The organism is Paenibacillus sp. S28 (assembly GCF_016624415.1).
Classification (GTDB): domain Bacteria; phylum Bacillota; class Bacilli; order Paenibacillales; family Paenibacillaceae; genus Paenibacillus_AQ; species Paenibacillus_AQ favisporus.
In genome coordinates, this window is the sequence record NZ_JACVTM010000010.1 from 214,217 (window position 1) to 231,068 (window position 16,852).

Consider the following 16,852-nt stretch of genomic DNA (forward strand, 5'->3'; position numbering starts at 1 on the left):
TACAGAGAAAGGGGGAAGCATTGTGGGAATCGGTTCATGGGCAGGGCTGTGGTTTGCGCTCAGCATACCGGCGATTCTGCTGATGTATTTGCTCAAACGCAAGTTTATAGACACCACTGTGCCCAGCCACCTGCTGTGGGACCGGGTGCTGAAAAATATCGAAGCCAACCGCCCGTGGCAGAAGCTGCAAAATCGTCTGCTGCTGTGGCTGCAGCTGCTTGCCGCCGCGCTGCTCGTTTTTGCCCTGCTGCAGCCTTATCTGTGGGTATCCGGAAATAGTGGAGGGCATATCGTCTTCGTTGCCGATACATCCGGGAGCATGGGTGCAATAGCGGCGCCGCCGGCCGGCAATGCAGAACAGTCTTCCCAGGATCCGCAGGAGACGCGGATCGAACGAATGAAATCCGAGATGAAGCAGTACGTGAAGAAGCATGCCCGCGGCAGCGAGGTTACCCTGCTCAGCATGAAATCCGAGCCCGACGTGATCATTTCCCGGGAAAAGGATACGAAGCGCATTCAGGATGCGATCGACGGTCTCACGCCTTACTACGGTCAGGCGGCGTATAATGAGACGCTGTCGCTGGCCTCTGCGCTTACGCGGGAGGAGCAGAACGCGGAGGTTGTTCTTTTTACGGACGGCGAATGGAAGGGCGCCAGCGACCAGGTGACGTTTGAAGTTCCTGCACACACTGTCCTGGTTGGAAACGGTCCGGTGAAAAATGCCGGCATCCAGCAGTTTGGCATTCAGCAGGGCAAGGAAGGTAATGATGCGGTGGCCGTGCTCGGCTCGAGCGGGACATGGGATGCGCCGGTCGATATACGCATTTATGGGGACAACAAGCTGCTGCGTACCGAATCGGCCGATCTTGCCCGGCACAGCGCCACACTGGTTCTGCAGTCTCTGCCGCCGGCTGACGTGTACCGGATTGAGCTGGATGGCGATGACGGATATGCCGCCGACAACGCAGCTTACGCTTTTGGGAAAAGCAGCCGGGAGCCGAGCATTCTGCTGCTGACGCCGGGCAATCTGTTTCTGGAAAAGGCGCTGCAGCTGACCGGAGCGCAGGTGACCCGGATGACAACGGAAGAGGCGGCATCCAGCAATTCCGCGAAAACGGCGGATTCAGGGAACACTGCGTCTGTTCCACAGATTCCCAAGGATCCGCCGGATTTGATCGTTGTTGACGGGCAGCCGCCTGCTTTTACGAAGGAAGGTTCCTGGAAGCAGCTGCTTGAAGAGACCCCGCTGTGGTCGATCGGCGGCAGCGGTCCGGAAATCAAGGTGAACGGTCAGGAGCCTAAAGTATCCGATCATCCGGTGAACCGGTACATCACGCTGAGAGGCCTCTACGTGGGCGAGCTGCACAAGGAACCGCTGCCGGCCTGGGCCGAGCCGCTGGTGATGATCGGCGGTACGCCGGCCATATATGCAGGCAAGGAAGCGGGACATCCGCGGCTGTCGTTTCTGTTCCGGCTGCAGGACACGGATCTGCCGCTATCGGCGGAATTTCCGATCCTCGTCCATAACGCGGTTTCTTGGCTGAACGAAGGCGAAGGTATGGGTCTCGGCAGGGTAACAGCCGGATCGGGCATGGAGGTGCCGATCGCAGCGGATGCGGAGCAAGCGGAATGGAAGGTGCAGCATACCGGGGTGCCTGGTGCGGGAGCGCCGGTTCCGGAGGTGCAAAAACGGGAGCGGGCGATATCCTCCCTGCAGACGGCGCCGCAAGTACCCGGATTGTATGCTTTTGAAGAGCGAAACAGTCAGGGGAACACCACCAGCTATCTGGTGGAGGCGGCTGCCGATCCTTTTGAGGGGACCTTTGCCTCCTCTAAACCGGTTGTTTTGAAATCGGGCCAAGACGATACAGGCAGGGCTGAGGCAGGTGCCGGAGAACAGGCAGGGAATCCGGGAACGGATGGGAAAATCGGTCAAAGCCGCTACTCGCTCATGTGGTTGGCCGCCGCCGTCGTACTGCTGATGATCGTGACCGAATGGGGGGTGTACCAGCGTGGGCGTTCAATTTAATCACCCTTGGCTGCTGCTCTTGCTCCTTCCGCTGGCGCTTCTGATGGTGTATGCGTACAAATCGGACTTTCGCCTGGCCGGCCGCCGCAAGACCTGGGCGATCGCCATCCGTTCCGTGATCCTGCTGCTGCTCGTGCTGATGCTGTCCGGATTGCAATCTTATACTGTATTGCACCAAAAGAAGGTCGTATATGTCGTTGACCGCTCGATGAGCATGACGGACACGGAAAGCGCCGAAGCGTTTATTGGACAATCGGCCAAAGGCAAGGAAGCGAAGGACACCATCGCGGTGGTATCCACAGGTCTGGACGCGGCTGTTGAGCAAAAAGAGACCCATGAGCTCCCGGGCTCCCTTCGGCTGAATGCGGACCTGAAGCGGGAATACACGAATCTGGAAGCCGGCATGATGCTCTCCGGGAGCATGCTGGACAGCCGCTCGGATTCCCGGATCGTCCTGATCACCGACGGGGAGGAGAATGTCGGCAGCATGCTGTCGGCCGGACGGCTGTTGAAGGACCAGGGCATCCCGGTTGACGTGCTGGAGATGCCCTCGTCCGAACAGCAGGACGTCTCCGTGGAGGAAGTCAAAGTCCCGGAGAAGCTCTACCAAGCAGAGTCCTATTATATTGAAGTGCTGGTGCGGAGCACTTATAAAGGCAAGGGTGAGCTCCGGCTGTATGAAGACAACGCCGAGATCGGCCGCGAGTCGGTGGACGTGACCCCGGGAGACAATCGGTACGCCGTGAAGGGGCTGGCGAAAAAAACGGGGCTTCACCGCTACCGTGCCGAAATTTTCATGGACGGCGACCGCCAGTCGGCCAACAATGCGGGATATGCCTTTACCCGGGTGGAAGGTCCGCCCAAGGTGCTGATCGTGGAAGGCGAGAAGGGAAACGCGGCCAATCTTGCGTCGGCCCTCTCATCGGGCCTGGTGCAGTACGAGCGGATCGATCCGAGTGTTCTGCCGCTGGAGCCGGCGAAATATGCAGCGTATGACTCCATCATTTTTAACAACGTTTCCGGTGACCAGGTGGGCGAGCGGCGGATGGCCATGATCGAACAGGCGGTCCGCACCTACGGGGTCGGCTTTATGATGGCCGGTGGCGAGGACAGCTACGGCATGGGCGGCTATTTCAAGACGCCGATCGAAAAGCTGCTCCCCGTTTCCATGGAGCTGGAGGGCAAGCGGGAGATCCCGTCCCTCGGTCTGATCCTGGTCATTGACCGTTCGGGCAGCATGAGCGGGGACAAAATGGAGCTCGCCAAGGAAGCTGCGATCCGTACGGTGGAAATGCTGAGATCCAAGGATACGGTCGGCGTGCTCGCCTTTGATTCCCAGCCGTGGTGGGTCGTGACCCCTCAGCCCCTGGCGAACGGCAAGGAGGATGTCATCTCACAGATCCAATCCATCCAAAGCGATGGCGGGACCGATATTTACCCGGCTGCAGCGTCCGCCGTGGAGGAAATGCTGAAGGTCAAGGCCCAGCGGAAGCATATCATTCTGATGACCGACGGACAGTCGGCCGGAAACGGCGGATACAGCGATTTGATCGAGCAAATGAAGGGCGGCAAAATCACGATGTCCACGGTTGCAGTCGGAATGGACGCGGACGTCAATCTGCTGCAGTCGCTGGCGGATGAGGCCAAGGGCCGATACTATTTTGTGGATGACGCTTCGTCGATACCGTCGATTTTCAGCCGCGAAGCCGCGATGATGTCCAAGTCCTACATCGTTGATAAGCCGTTTGTGCCGGCACTACAAAACGGCGGGGATTGGACGTCTTTGTTCGAAAACGGTGTGCCGCAAGTTTACGGCTATGTCGCCACCACGCCGAAGCAGGGGGCGCAGACGGTGCTGACCAGTCCGGAGCCCGACCCGCTGCTGGCGAGGTGGCAGTACGGATCCGGCCGAACCGTCGCCTGGACGAGCGACCTGATGGGCAAATGGTCGAAGGACTGGGTAGCTTGGCCCGCCTTCTCCAATGTCGTGACCCAGATGGTAAAGTGGACCTTCCCACAGTTTACGGCTTCCCCGTATGAGGTAAGCACGCAGATCGAGGGGAACCGGGTCCGTTTTGAAGTCAAATCGGATACGGCTGGCACGGATCAACTGCAGGCCGTCATTACCGGGGATGACCTGCAGGAGCATAAGGTGGATCTCGTTCAGGAGGCGCCGGGAAGCTATACCGGAGAGCTGCCGGTGGACCAGTCCGGTTCGTATCTGATGACGCTGCTCGATGGCAGTGGCAAGCCGGCTGCGCCCGGCACCGGGCTGGTCGTCCCTTACTCTCCGGAATACCGGATTGCGGACGGGAATTCGGATCAGGGGCTTCAGCGATTGGCTGAGCTGACCGGCGGCCGGATGCTGTCGATAGACCATCCGGAGCAGGTATTTGCCGCCAAAGCCAAGCCGAGCCGCCAGCTCCATGATTGGAGCTATGCGCTGCTTGCGGCGGCCCTGGTGCTGTGGGTGGCGGACATTGCCGTCCGCCGCCTGGCGCTTCCATGGGGCGCCATCGCTGCGCGGGCCGCCGCCATCCTGCGGCGGCGGCAAGCACCGGCCGGCGGGGCGGAGGCCCCGGACGCCGGCCTGGGCCGGCTGGCGGCGCGCAAGCAGCGCACCGCCGCCTTCTACGGCGGCCGCTCTGCCGGGCCGCCGGTACAGGCGCCGCAGGCGCGCGCGGAGCGTGGCGCGGCCGGCGCCAGCGGGCGCAGCCCGCAGGAAGCCGGAGCGGAGCGTCCGGCTTCGGGGGCGTCCCGCCCGGCGGCTTCGCCTTCGCCGCCGCGCGGGGCGCCAACAGCCCGGCCGCCGGAGGCCGGGCCGGGCAAGGAAGCTGCGGCGCAAAGCCCGCCGCAGCCGGAGGAAGAGCGGTCCGCAGCGATGGACCGCCTGCTGGCCGCGCGCAAGCGGAACCCGCGCTAGGGCGCGGACCGCGCCAACTTTACTCAAACCAAAGAACCCCTTGGAGGCAGGAGGGCTGAGGCCCGCCAGTGAATGCCATTCCAAGGGGTTCTTTTTCATATGGATTTTCAATTACAGTGAATTTTCAATTTATAACATCTTCGTTTAGATGATCGACGCTCCCTGCGAATTCCCGCCGGTGGTAAGCTCCCAGCGGCATGTCATCGTCAGCACGTTCCCGCTCAGCTCGGCGGACAGCCGGCCGCCCATCTTCTCCATCAGGCTGCGGGCGATGGACAGTCCGAGGCCGGTCCCTTTACCGGAGCGCGTTTGGTCGGCTGTATAGAACCGGTCAAACAGCAGGGAGGGATCGGTGCCGGCGAGATGCGGGGCATCATTGCGGATGACCAGCACCGCCTCGTTATTTTGCCGCTTCAGCCCGATGCCGACTTCGCCGCGCGTGTGTTTGATCGTATTGAGCAGCAAGTTTTCGATGACCCGTTTGACGGCCGACTCATCCGCAAACCCGATGATCTCCTCTTCAGGAAACTCCAGGAATGGGGTGATACTGCAGTCGGTGAACTGGTCGTACAGGCTCATGATCACGTCTTGCAGCACCGGGACGAAACGGATGCGCGCCGGCTTCAGCTCGTAATCGGTGGACTCGATCACGGACAGCTCGAAAAAATCGTTCAGCAGCGCCTGCAGACGCTGCGAACGGTGTTTGATCACACTTAAGTAGGCATGCTTTTCTTCGGGACTGAGGTCCTCGGCCTCAAGCAGCTGAATATAGCCGAAGATCGACGTCAGCGGCGTGCGGATATCATGGGACATGTTGGCGATCGCCTGCTTCAGCTCGTTTTCCGTTCGGCGCTGCAGGGCGCCGCTCTCGGTCACCCGGTCGATCAGACGGTTGATTTCAGCCGCAAGCGATTCAAGATCTTTTTCGTAATAGGACAAATCGGTTTTTTTGCCCGATCTGCCTTCGTTGTAGCTCTTCAACTGGGCGGTTACCCGCCGAAGTTCCCTGCGCATCCGCAGGAGGCGGACGACGAGCAGAGCAATTACGGCGAGAGCGACAATGGTGAAGTAGAGCATCGTGTGTCCGCCTCCTTTGATTAGATGGTTTCCCACGAAAATAGATTCACTACCTTGCAGCTCATTGTTTGTATGGGGTTGCTTCTTACTTAATCTCCTTCTTCCGGAAGGCCAGAATGCCCAAAGCTCCAAACATCAGGAACCAAACGACCGGAACCACGACCATGGCGCTGAGCTGTCCACCGCTTCGTTCCAGGAGCGGCACGTTGTTGACCAGCTGGAAGACAGAGTAGTCGTACAGCGTGCCGATGAAAGGAATGTATCCGCCGGCTCCGGCGAACAGGGAATCGGCCAGCAGGAACAGGATAAACAGGAAGCCGATCGATTTGCCGCTGTCGGTCAGCAAGGTGGAAAACAAGGCGGCAATGCCGGCAAATCCGGCCGCATAGAGGACGGTAAATCCCAGGGCTCGCAGTACAAAAGGCAGCGGTAACGATCCCGCGTCCCCATTAGCGATCACCATCACGGCTGTCGCTACCACCGGCAGGGCGAGCGCAAGCAAGGCCGTACCAACGGTGAAGACCAGCAGCTTTGCGGCGAACAGCCGGATCCGGCTGTTGCCGGAAGAGGCGATGCATTTCATGACGCCGGTCGAATATTCGCTGGAAATAAAGAAACCGGCCAGCAGGGCGGCGGAAAATTTCAGCACATAGGCGTTGCCGGCCAACACATTTTGCATAAACTCCAGGCTCGTGACTTCCGGCTCGCCGGCGGTATGGTCCATGATGACGAGCAGGGGATACACGATGGCGGCCGCCGTAATGCACAGGAGCAGGGTCCGGAACGAGAGGTCCTTGCGCAGCTTGAACCATTCCGCTTTGATGACGTTGCTCATGGCTGCACACCTCCGATCCGTTTCGTGAAAAACGTCTCCAGGTCTTCGCCTTTCGGCATAAACTGCTCGATCTCCAGGCCGGATGCGGCGAGTGTGGTCGATACGCGCCCGGGATGCTCCAAATGATCGTAGAGCTGGATGGACCCGTCCGGCATGACCTCGAATTCCGTGGTGTCCAGACGGTTCTGCAGGACCGATGCCGCCGCGGCAGGGTCGTTGACTTTGATATGAATGAACTGCCGGCATTTCTCCTGCAGTTCCTTGGCCGTCAGTTCCTCGAGCAGGACGCCGCGGTGAATGATGCCGTAATGGGTGGCCAGCAGATGCAGCTCGCTTAAAATATGGCTGGAAATCAGGATGGTGATCCGCCGTTCCTGGTTCAGCCGCTTGAGCAGCTCGCGCATTTCGACGACGCCCATAGGGTCAAGCCCATTGGTAGGCTCGTCCAGAATGAGAAACTCCGGATCACCCAGCAGGGCGATCGCCAGGCCCAGACGCTGCTTCATGCCCAGCGAGAAGTTTTTCGCCTTTTTCCGACCGGTCCCTTCCAGGCCCACCAGTTCGAGCGATCGCTTGACGATATCTTTTCCGGGAATGCCCCGCAGAAGCCGGTTGGCCTCGACGTTCTCCTCCGCCGTCATTTGCGGGAACAGCGCCGGGCTTTCAATGATGGATCCGATGCGTTTGCGCGCCTCGTTTGTTTCCGCTGGACCGCTGTATCCGAACAGCTCCACCGAGCCTTCCGTCGGAAAGGCCAGCCCCGCGACGATGCGGATGAGCGTGGATTTGCCGGCTCCGTTTTGCCCAATGAATCCGTAAATGGACCCCCGTTTGATCGAGAGATTCACCTTATCCAAAGCGATGCCGTTTTTGAACGTTTTGGTGAGATTGGTGGTGCGAAGAACATATTCGCTCATGATTTTCTCATCAGCCTCCCTCCAGTGATAGGCTCAGTGTATTCCGGAAAGCGTAAGAGAAGTTTAAGACAATTCTTAAGAAAGGCTTAAGTCTGAAGAGGCGACTGCGGCCGGTACAAGACTGCAGCGGATAACGCTATGTTGTTGAAGGATGCGGCTGTACAGCCCTGAAAGGCAGCGGACCTAAGCTCCACCAGCTTCTCACGGCTTCAGCCGGTAGCCGATGCCCCACACGGTTTCGATCCATTCCTCGCCGGGGCAAGCCTTGGCCAGTTTGCTGCGCAGATTGCTCATATGTACGTTGACGGTATTGTCATCCCCGAGAAACTCCTCGCCCCAGATGCTTTCATACAGATTGGATTTGGAAAATACCTTTTTGGGCGATGCCATGAGCAGATGAAGGATATCGAATTCGCGGGCGGTCAGGGAAATCGGCTCGCCGTCGGCGTGGACGGTTTTGGCTTCCGGGTCGAGCAGCAAATTTTTATGCGAATAGATGACCGGCTTGGCGGAGTTCGCGGCACGATGGACCCGTCTAAGATGCGAGTCGATGCGTGCAGATACTTCCTCGATGTCGAACGGCTTCGTGATATAGTCGTCGGCACCGCCGCGGAGGGCGGCGATCTTTCCGGACTGGTCGCCCTTGGCTGAAATGATCATTACCGGCGGAGCGCCGTGTTCCCGAGCTTCGTTCAGTACTTCCTCGCCGGATAAGCCGGGAAGCATCAAATCCAGAAGGACCATGTCCCATGGCTGCTGCTTCAAATAAAGGACGGCCTCGGTCCCGGAAAAGGCGGGCTGTGCGGTATATCCGCTGCGGCGGACGATACTGCAGAGCAGGCCGCTGATGTCGTTGTCGTCCTCCACGACCAGAATGTGCGTATTTCCGTTCATTTGACGTTTTCACCTCGGTTACATGCAGTTGAGTTACGAACTATCATACTCGAAGAAACGGCTGTTTCCAATGGTTTTTGCTGTTTCAGGACCGGACCGTGCGGGTCATAGATGGAAGACGCGTCAACCCGCAGTGGTACATGAAAAATGTTTGAAACTATTGCCAGACGGAGGGCAGGCGAGACTTCGCCCAATCCCGCTCGGCTCTTGGCTTCGACCGGGATCTGCTGCCCCGTCATCCGATCAGTTTTGCTCCGCATAATGACCTTCTTCATGGGGAATGGTGATAAAGGTTATGGAAAAGAAGAAAGGCAAGTGTTATAATAAGTCAAAATGAAACATTCAAGCGGATGTTCTTCTAAGCCGCCGGGTTTTTCCGTGCTTTCAAGTGTGCCCGCTTCATGTTAATTTCCCAGAAATACTGAGGAGGATAACCATGACTGACAAGAATCAAGCGATTGACAAGGCCGAGAACGCGACCATCGATAATCTGTCGATTACGACGATCCGTACCCTCGCGATCGATGCGATCGAGAAAGCAAACTCCGGACATCCGGGTATGCCGATGGGCTCTGCACCAATGGGATACCAGCTGTTCGCAAAGACGATGAACCACAATCCGGAGAATCCGACCTGGATTAACCGCGATCGTTTTGTTCTCTCCGCTGGGCACGGCTCTATGCTGCTGTACAGCTTGCTTCACCTGAGCGGATACGATCTTCCAATGGAAGAACTGAAACAATTCCGTCAATGGGGAAGCCTGACTCCAGGTCACCCAGAGTTCGGTCACACCGCTGGTGTTGACGCAACGACAGGTCCTCTTGGACAAGGCGTGGCTATGGCCGTTGGTATGGCAATGGCTGAAGCTCAGCTGGCTGCAACTTACAACAAAGACAACTACAAAGTGGTTGACCACTATACGTACGCGATCTGCGGCGACGGCGACCTGATGGAAGGTATCTCGCATGAGGCTGCTTCTTTGGCGGGCCATCAACAGCTCGGCAAGCTGATCATGCTGTACGATTCCAATGACATTTCCCTCGACGGTAAACTTAACCTGTCCTTCTCCGAAAACGTACAAAAGCGTTTCGAAGCATACGGATGGCAAGTGCTGCGCGTGGAAGACGGCAACGATCTTCCGGCCATCGAGAAAGCCATTGCGGAAGCGCAAGCCGAAACGAGCAAACCGACCCTGATCGAAGTGAAAACCGTCATCGGTTACGGAAGCCCGAACAAACAAGGTAAAGGCGGCCATGGCGGTACTCACGGATCCCCGCTGGGTGCGGAAGAAGCCAAGCTGACCAAAGAATTCTACAAATGGGTATACGAAGAAGACTTCTACGTGCCTGAAGAAGTTCGCGCTCATTTCGCGAAAGTGAAAGAACACGGCGTGAAAGTCAACAAAGAATGGAATGAGCAGTTCGAAGCTTACAAGAAAGCTTATCCTGAACTGGCCGCTCAATTCGAAAAGGCTGTTGTCGGCGACCTTGCTGAAGGATGGGATAAAGACCTTCCGAAGTATTCCGTGGAAGACAAAGCTGTATCGACACGCGTTGCTTCCGGTAACGCCCTGAACGGTCTTACAGGCGGCGTACCACAGCTGCTGGGCGGATCCGCCGACTTGGAAAGCTCCACGATGACTCACCTGAACAACCTGGCTAACTTCACCCCTGACAGCCGCGAAGGCCGCAACATCTACTTCGGCGTACGCGAATTCGCGATGGCTGCAGTGATGAACGGCATGACGCTGCATGGCGGACTGAAAGTATTCGGCGGTACGTTCTTCGTATTTACCGACTACCTGCGTCCGGCGGTTCGTCTGGCTTCGATCATGAAGCTGCCTGTCACTTATGTTCTGACTCATGACAGTATTGCTGTTGGTGAAGACGGTCCTACCCATGAACCGATCGAACAGCTGGCATCGCTGCGCATCATTCCTGGATTGACTGTGATCCGTCCGGCTGACGCCAACGAAACATCGGCTGCCTGGGCTTACACCGTTGAAAATAAAGAGAACCCGGTAGCGCTCGTATTGACGCGCCAAAACCTGCCAATCCTGGCCGCTACGGCTGAGGGCGCACGCGAAGGCATCAAGCGCGGTGCTTATGTAGTAGCTGACGCGAAGAACGGCAAACCTCAAGCGCAAATCATCGCAACGGGTTCCGAAGTACAGCTGGCTGTGAAAGCTGCCGAAGCGCTGTCCAAAGAGGGCATCGAAGTTCGCGTCATCAGCATGCCAAGCTGGGATCTGTTCGAAAAACAAGATCAAGCTTACAAAGATTCCGTCCTGCTGCCTGACGTCAAAGCGCGTCTTGCCATCGAAATGGCTTCGCCATTCGGTTGGGAACGCTATGTCGGCGACAAAGGCGACATTCTCGGCATCTCCATCTTTGGCGCATCCGCTCCTGGTAACCGCGTCATTGAAGAATACGGATTTACGGTGGACAATGTAGTCAGCCGTGTCAAAGGGCTGCTGTAAGGTCATAGCCGTTTAATTCATATTTTGAGTTCAAAAGGAGCAGTGAGCACATGTCGCAGTTCAGCAATGCCACCATCGTCAAAGCAGCCAACGTCTATTATGACGGCCAGGTGACCAGCCGCACCGTCATTCTGGAAGATGGTAGCAAGGTTACGCTCGGAATCATGCTTCCGGGCACGTATGAATTTGGGACGGACGGTCCTGAAATTATGGAGATCCTGTCCGGCCACCTGAAGGTCCTTCTTCCCGGTGAAGAATCCTGGCAAGAAATTCAGGGAGCACACACGTTTCACGTGCCTGCCCATTCCAAATTCGCTCTGGAAGTGTTCAGCGTAACCGATTACTGCTGCTCCTACCCGGCGGAGTAACGAAAAAGGGTAAGTCCGTCATCTGGCGGACTTACCCTTTTCTCTCCGGTAAACTCATTTTTCTGCATAATTTGGAGCCGTTCCATTCAACCTATGGCTGTATATGGAAGGAGCCTGTCCATTATTGCAGCGGCTTGCCGCCGATCGTCTGTCCGATCCATGCTTCATAGCATTTGACGACAGCGGACAGGTCCTCATCTCCGAAGCCCTGCGTCTGCCCGGCTTGAAACAGGCTTTTTGCCAGGTTCAGCATCGGGGACGGTACGCCAGTGGCGTCGGTGAGGGAGGAGGCAAGCTTCAGGTCTTTGAGCATCAGCGCAAGGGAGAACTGGTTGCTGAAGTCGTGGTCGATGATCTTCCGGCCTTTCAGGTCCGCGGCCTTGCTGCCGGCCGAACCGAGCTGCACCAGCTCGAGGAAGCTGTCCGCAGGAATGCCGGATTTGGCGGCGATGGCGAAGCCTTCCGCCAAGGCCAGGTTGTTGATGCCGACCATCGTGTTATGGGCAAGCTTGGCAACGGAACCGCTGCCGCTTGGTCCCATATGGATGACCTTCTTGCCCAGCGTATCAAACAGGCCGGATGCGGCTTCCAGCACGGAAGCTTCTCCGCCGACCATAAACACGAGTGTGCCGTCGATGGCCGCCGGCTTGCTGCCGGTAACCGGTGCGTCGAGGAAATAGGCTCCGAGCTTGTGAACCTCGGCGGCCAGCTCTTTGACGAGCCCCGGGGAAATGGTGCTGCTGTCAATGACGGTGGTACCTTGAGCCAGCGTTTTCAGAATGCCATCTTCGCCGTAAAACACCTCGCGGATGGAATCGTCATTGCTGACCATCGTGATGACCGCATCCTGTCCTGAGGCCGCTTCGGCAGGAGTGGCGGCTTGGGACGCGCCTTCCCGGACAAGCGCTTCGGCCTTGGAAGCCGTGCGGTTATAGACGGTTACCTCGTAACCTTGTTTTAACAAATTGGAAGCCATGGGCGCTCCCATGGTGCCCAGTCCGATGAAGCCTATTTTTTTCATGAGAATCACCTTTTCCTGTGAGATATAAGCATTCATTAAGTTTACCATGAGGCCATGCGACAATCCATGGGGGGAGAAGTGAAATTGTGGGTGGATAAGCTTCATATTGTCCTTGCCAAATGCAGTCAAATTACAGTATCCTATTCTAAAGCTGTTTTTTTCGGAGCGTAAATAGAATAGAGATGAAGCCAAACTAGGAGGTTTACATTAGATATGTCTACCAAATTAAATTTCGATTACAGTAAGGCGCTCTCCTTTATCGGTCAGCACGAAGTGGATTATCTGGCAGAGCCGATCCGACTCGCTCACGAGCAGCTTCATAACAAGACAGGCGTAGGTTCTGACTTCTTGGGATGGATCGATCTTCCTACCCAATACGACAAGGAAGAATTTGCACGCATCCAAAAAGCAGCAGCGAAAATCCAAAGCGATTCTGACGTTCTGATCGTCATCGGAATCGGCGGATCTTACCTCGGCGCACGCGCGGCGATTGAAGCTCTGTCCCATTCCTTCTATAATGTATTACCAAAGGACAAGCGTAAGACGCCTGAGATCTATTTCGCCGGCAACAACATTAGCTCCACTTATGTGGCGCATTTGCTCGATCTGATCGAAGGCAAGGACTTCTCCGTGAACGTCATTTCCAAGTCCGGCACAACGACGGAGCCTGCGATTGCATTCCGTATTTTCAAAGCCGAGCTGGAGAAGAAATACGGCAAGGAAGAAGCCCGCAAGCGCATTTATGCAACAACTGACAAGGAAAGAGGAGCCCTCAAGAAGCTCGCGAATGAAGAAGGCTATGAGTCCTTTATCATTCCGGATGACGTGGGCGGAAGATATTCCGTACTGACTGCAGTTGGCCTGCTGCCAATTGCTACTGCCGGAATCAACATCGAAGAGATGATGCAGGGTGCCGCTGACGCTTCCAAGGAATTCAGCAACCCGAACGTGCATGAGAACCTCAGCTACCAATACGCTGCCGTGCGTAACGCACTGTACCGCAAAGGCAAAGCCATTGAGATTCTCGTGAACTACGAACCTTCTCTTCACTTCGTATCCGAGTGGTGGAAACAGCTGTACGGCGAAAGCGAAGGCAAGGACTACAAAGGCATTTATCCGGCATCCGTCGACTTCTCGACCGATCTGCACTCCATGGGACAATTCGTTCAGGAAGGCAGCCGCAACATTTTCGAAACGGTCATCCAGGTAGAGAATGTAGCGAAGCAAATTACGATCGAGAGCGATCCGGACGATTTGGACGGCCTGAACTTCCTGGCTGGCAAAACGATGGATTTCGTCAACAAAAAGGCCTTCCAAGGCACGATGTTGGCACATACAGACGGACAGGTTCCTAACCTGATCGTAACCGTGCCGGATATGACTCCGTATTCCTTCGGATATCTGGTGTACTTCTTTGAAAAGGCGTGCGGTATCAGCGGCTATCTGCTTGGCGTCAATCCGTTTGACCAGCCTGGCGTGGAAGCCTATAAGAAGAACATGTTCGCTTTGCTCGGCAAACCGGGCTATGAGGAAGAAAAAGCGAAGCTGGAAGCAAGACTGTCTGAATAAGAATAACATCAGCAACTTTTGAATAGACATACAAAGCTAGGGAAGCAGTTCACCGGTTAATCAACAGCGGGGGACTGCTTTCTTGGCAAATAAGAAAGGGCATGAACATGATTGATCGCTATCGAACCGTCCGGGGGGCGGGATCCAAGGAAATTGTCATTAAGAAGTCCCGTTTTATCGGCCATGTGAAACCGGTGGACAGCGAAGATGATGCAAACGCTTTTATTGAAGAGATCAAGAAGCTGCACTGGAACGCCACCCATAACTGCTCCGCCTACATGATCGGGGAGAGGGATGAAATCCAGAAGCAGTCGGATGACGGGGAGCCGAGCGGAACGGCCGGCAAGCCGATTCTCGAGGTAATCCGCAATCAAGGGTTGAAAAATGTGGCGATCGTCGTGACCCGGTACTTCGGCGGCATCATGCTGGGGGCGGGAGGACTGATCCGGGCATACACGGACGGTGCTGTGGCGGCGATTGAAGCGGGGGAAGCGATCACACGCGTGCTTCACCGCGAGATTTTTGTAGAAATCGACTATACCTGGCTGGGGAAGGTCGAGAACGAGCTCCGGGGCCGTGAGGTCCGAATGGGGGAAACGGTGTTTACGGATAAGGTGCGGCTGACGTGCCTGCCGAAAGACCGTGAAGCGGAGACGTTTATGTCGTGGATGGTGGATTTGACGCAGGGGCAATCCCTGATTACGGAGGGCGAAAAGCTTTATTTTATTGAAGGGGAATAAGGTCTATGGCAAGAAGAGCAGTGGAACAGGAGTTGTCGAGGGAGAGGATTCTGGAAGCGGCCAGGCATTTGTTTGTGACCAAGGGATACCGGGCCATTTCTATGCGCAGTATTGGTCAGCATTTAGGTTACAGTCATGGTTCCTTATACTATCATTTCAAGGAAAAGGCAGAATTGTTCTACGCCATCGTGGTTGAGGATTTCAACAATCTCGCTGTACAGCTGAATAAGGTGCTCAAGGTCGCTCCGACCCAGGACTTGACCAAGGTGGAACAGCTCATGCTGGAGTTCATCCGTTTCGGCCTGGACCATCCTTATCAGTACGAGATCATGTTCATGATCCGGGACGAAGAACTGCTGTCCTACTGCCGTTCTGAGCAGGGGCGCTGCTTCGAATTGTTTGCCTCCATGGTGCGCCGTTATATGAACGAGGAGGAGCACGGCCCCGATCATTGCCGCAATCTGCCGTTAACGTTATTTTTGTCCATGCACGGATTCATATCGTATTACATCCAGGATCGCGTGACTTTTGAGGAGATCAAACCCGCGGCCATCACGCATGTGAAGATATGCTGCCGCAGTCTGCGGTAATTTTTTTAGGTACTTACTTTATAACGGTGAATTGGTATTGCGCCAACGTATAAATGCTGTGGTGAGTGTGAGCGCAGCTGAAGAAAATAAGGTGAAGGGGAGGGCATGCAGAAATGCCTCACACCCCGACACCTGTTTTGTCATGCCTGCTTTTGGGGATACGGCGGGCTTCCTTATCCCTCCATAATTTTTACATGGTATTGTCTGCGGCGCGGCCCGTCGAACTCGCAAAAATAAATCCCCTGCCAGCGTCCGAGCAGCAGCTCACCTTCCGTAATGATCACGGTCTGCGAAGGTCCGCAGGTGATCGACTTCAAATGGGAAGCCGTGTTGCCTTCGGCGTGGCGGTATTTCGGATGCTCCCACGGATATACCTCATCCAAACGCAGCAGCACATCATGCTTCACGTCCGGATCGGCGTTTTCATTAATGGCGATGCCGGCGGTCGTGTGCGGGCAGTAAATCAGCACCGTTCCCTCCTTGACCCCGCTCTGATGAACCAGCGAGATAATCTCGCGGGTAATATCCCTCATTTCGTCCCGTGACGCTGTACTTAATTCCAGGGTATGCAGCATGTTGTATGTCTCCTTTCCTAAAGTGGATTTTACCTGATATTGGACATGTCATAAGCCTATGATACAGCTGCTGTGCCGTAAGCACAATGAACGGGCTGGCCTATTCCTCCACAGGATAAAGTTAATCTAGAAGGTAGCTGGAGAGGGAACGGCAATCAGCAGCGTCTCCCCCTCGGCGATATTTTTGTAACTATGCGGCGTTCGGGCATCGTAATAAATGCTGTCGCCTTCTTCAAGCGTGAACCGTTCATTTCCAAGGATGAACTCCAATCGTCCGGTATGGATAAAAAGAAACTCCTCCCCTTCGGGATGGCCAACGCCTACATCCCCTGATGTTGCGCCTTTTTCGAGAACTCCCCAAATCGGTCCCATCTTATTGCCGCTTCCATGACTGAGAGCATACCAAGTTATTCTGGAACCCTCGGAGTGAACGAGAGGTTTTCGTTCGTTTTTTCTGATGACGATGCTTCGTTTCTCCTCGCCAAACAGATCGGTAAAATTCACACCCAGAGCGTTTGCTATACGCTTGAGAACGCTTAGGGATGGATTCACTTTGTCGCGTTCGATTTCACTGAGAAAAGACAAAGAGATGGAGGCCATGGTGGAAACCTCTTTGAGCGTCAAATTTTGTTTTTTTCTCGTATTTCGAATGGTATCGCCGATTGAATTCATCTGAAGTCCTCCTCACCTGAAAATTTCGCTGTGAACGTAATTTTTATGTGTATCATAGCGGATATTTGCAGTGGTATCAAGCACTTTGAAGCAGAGCGAATTACGCTGTAAAACCGTTGAAATATCAGGGGTTAAGAACTACTATTATATCAAGGTTGATGTT

14 protein-coding genes are annotated in these 16,852 nt (G+C 55.6%); 7 read left to right on the forward strand and 7 right to left on the reverse strand.

The genetic code is table 11. The features are described 5' to 3' along the window. Positions 1 to 22: 22 nt before the first annotated feature. Positions 23 to 2,029 carry a VWA domain-containing protein gene (locus IAE55_RS23160; RefSeq protein WP_200633981.1) on the forward strand — a complete coding sequence of 669 codons (2,007 nt, stop codon included), beginning with the start codon at positions 23 to 25 and terminating at the stop codon, positions 2,027 to 2,029. Beyond that, positions 2,013 to 4,952 carry a VWA domain-containing protein gene (locus IAE55_RS23165; protein ID WP_200633982.1) on the forward strand — a complete coding sequence of 980 codons (2,940 nt, stop codon included), beginning with the start codon at positions 2,013 to 2,015 and terminating at the stop codon, positions 4,950 to 4,952. The genes IAE55_RS23160 and IAE55_RS23165 overlap by 17 nt, the downstream gene beginning before the upstream one ends. 144 nt (positions 4,953 to 5,096) lie before the next feature. Here the strand turns inward: IAE55_RS23165 and IAE55_RS23170 are convergent, their stop codons facing one another. The 4 genes from IAE55_RS23170 to IAE55_RS23185 all read right to left on the reverse strand — a co-directional run bounded on the left by IAE55_RS23170 (position 5,097) and on the right by IAE55_RS23185 (position 8,675). Further along, positions 5,097 to 6,029, reverse strand: coding sequence for a sensor histidine kinase (locus IAE55_RS23170; RefSeq protein ID WP_200633983.1), 933 nt, complete (start codon positions 6,027 to 6,029; stop codon positions 5,097 to 5,099). An 85-nt stretch (positions 6,030 to 6,114) separates the two neighbouring features. Continuing rightward, positions 6,115 to 6,864 (reverse strand): ABC transporter permease, encoded by a 750-nt coding sequence (locus IAE55_RS23175; protein ID WP_200633984.1) that lies wholly within the window; start codon positions 6,862 to 6,864, stop codon positions 6,115 to 6,117. Further along, entirely contained in the window at positions 6,861 to 7,781 is a 921-nt protein-coding gene (locus IAE55_RS23180; protein ID WP_200633985.1) for an ATP-binding cassette domain-containing protein, read from the reverse strand. Before IAE55_RS23180 ends, IAE55_RS23175 begins: the two co-directional genes overlap by 4 nt. Positions 7,782 to 7,982: 201 nt before the next feature. Continuing rightward, on the reverse strand, positions 7,983 to 8,675 hold the full coding sequence (locus IAE55_RS23185) for a response regulator transcription factor (protein WP_200633986.1): 693 nt from the start codon (positions 8,673 to 8,675) through the stop codon (positions 7,983 to 7,985). Between the two features lie 436 nt (positions 8,676 to 9,111). On the opposite strand from IAE55_RS23185, the gene tkt reads away from it, so the two are divergent. Both tkt and ppnP read left to right on the forward strand, forming a co-directional pair. Beyond that, positions 9,112 to 11,154, forward strand: coding sequence for a transketolase (tkt, locus tag IAE55_RS23190; protein WP_200633987.1), 2,043 nt, complete (start codon positions 9,112 to 9,114; stop codon positions 11,152 to 11,154). 50 nt (positions 11,155 to 11,204) lie between these two features. Then, positions 11,205 to 11,522: a pyrimidine/purine nucleoside phosphorylase gene (gene ppnP, locus IAE55_RS23195; protein ID WP_076173446.1), complete on the forward strand. Its 318-nt coding sequence runs from the start codon at positions 11,205 to 11,207 to the stop codon at positions 11,520 to 11,522. A gap of 121 nt (positions 11,523 to 11,643) precedes the next feature. Here ppnP and IAE55_RS23200 read toward each other — a convergent pair whose 3' ends face one another. Further along, positions 11,644 to 12,543 (reverse strand): NAD(P)-dependent oxidoreductase, encoded by a 900-nt coding sequence (locus IAE55_RS23200; RefSeq protein ID WP_105446021.1) that lies wholly within the window; start codon positions 12,541 to 12,543, stop codon positions 11,644 to 11,646. Between the two features lie 213 nt (positions 12,544 to 12,756). On the opposite strand from IAE55_RS23200, the gene IAE55_RS23205 reads away from it, so the two are divergent. From IAE55_RS23205 to IAE55_RS23215, 3 genes are all read left to right on the forward strand, one after another. Continuing rightward, positions 12,757 to 14,112 carry a glucose-6-phosphate isomerase gene (locus IAE55_RS23205; protein ID WP_200633988.1) on the forward strand — a complete coding sequence of 452 codons (1,356 nt, stop codon included), beginning with the start codon at positions 12,757 to 12,759 and terminating at the stop codon, positions 14,110 to 14,112. A gap of 107 nt (positions 14,113 to 14,219) precedes the next feature. Beyond that, positions 14,220 to 14,852, forward strand: coding sequence for a YigZ family protein (locus IAE55_RS23210; RefSeq protein ID WP_200633989.1), 633 nt, complete (start codon positions 14,220 to 14,222; stop codon positions 14,850 to 14,852). Between the two features lie 5 nt (positions 14,853 to 14,857). Next, positions 14,858 to 15,442, forward strand: coding sequence for a TetR/AcrR family transcriptional regulator (locus tag IAE55_RS23215; RefSeq protein ID WP_076173442.1), 585 nt, complete (start codon positions 14,858 to 14,860; stop codon positions 15,440 to 15,442). 173 nt (positions 15,443 to 15,615) lie between these two features. Here IAE55_RS23215 and IAE55_RS23220 read toward each other — a convergent pair whose 3' ends face one another. Together IAE55_RS23220 and IAE55_RS23225 are read right to left on the reverse strand one after the other, a co-directional pair. Continuing rightward, on the reverse strand, positions 15,616 to 16,017 hold the full coding sequence (locus tag IAE55_RS23220) for a secondary thiamine-phosphate synthase enzyme YjbQ (RefSeq protein WP_089545536.1): 402 nt from the start codon (positions 16,015 to 16,017) through the stop codon (positions 15,616 to 15,618). A gap of 126 nt (positions 16,018 to 16,143) precedes the next feature. Continuing rightward, a complete protein-coding gene (locus tag IAE55_RS23225) occupies positions 16,144 to 16,689 on the reverse strand; it encodes a helix-turn-helix domain-containing protein (protein ID WP_200633990.1) in 546 nt (181 codons plus the stop codon). Positions 16,690 to 16,852 lie beyond the last annotated feature (163 nt).

Excerpts from the sequence above, each read along its gene's own strand:
- IAE55_RS23175 (WP_200633984.1), bottom strand. The coding sequence starts at position 6,864 with ATGAGCAACGTCATCAAAGCGGAATGGTTCAAGCTGCGCAAGGACCTC.
- IAE55_RS23205 (WP_200633988.1), top strand. The coding sequence starts at position 12,757 with ATGTCTACCAAATTAAATTTCGATTACAGTAAGGCGCTCTCCTTTATC.
- IAE55_RS23185 (WP_200633986.1), bottom strand. The coding sequence starts at position 8,675 with ATGAACGGAAATACGCACATTCTGGTCGTGGAGGACGACAACGACATC.
- IAE55_RS23225 (WP_200633990.1), bottom strand. The coding sequence starts at position 16,689 with ATGAATTCAATCGGCGATACCATTCGAAATACGAGAAAAAAACAAAAT.
- IAE55_RS23210 (WP_200633989.1), top strand. The coding sequence starts at position 14,220 with ATGATTGATCGCTATCGAACCGTCCGGGGGGCGGGATCCAAGGAAATT.
- IAE55_RS23215 (WP_076173442.1), top strand. The coding sequence starts at position 14,858 with ATGGCAAGAAGAGCAGTGGAACAGGAGTTGTCGAGGGAGAGGATTCTG.
- tkt (WP_200633987.1), top strand. The coding sequence starts at position 9,112 with ATGACTGACAAGAATCAAGCGATTGACAAGGCCGAGAACGCGACCATC.
- IAE55_RS23200 (WP_105446021.1), bottom strand. The coding sequence starts at position 12,543 with ATGAAAAAAATAGGCTTCATCGGACTGGGCACCATGGGAGCGCCCATG.
- ppnP (WP_076173446.1), top strand. The coding sequence starts at position 11,205 with ATGTCGCAGTTCAGCAATGCCACCATCGTCAAAGCAGCCAACGTCTAT.
- IAE55_RS23220 (WP_089545536.1), bottom strand. The coding sequence starts at position 16,017 with ATGCTGCATACCCTGGAATTAAGTACAGCGTCACGGGACGAAATGAGG.
- IAE55_RS23170 (WP_200633983.1), bottom strand. The coding sequence starts at position 6,029 with ATGCTCTACTTCACCATTGTCGCTCTCGCCGTAATTGCTCTGCTCGTC.
- IAE55_RS23180 (WP_200633985.1), bottom strand. The coding sequence starts at position 7,781 with ATGAGCGAATATGTTCTTCGCACCACCAATCTCACCAAAACGTTCAAA.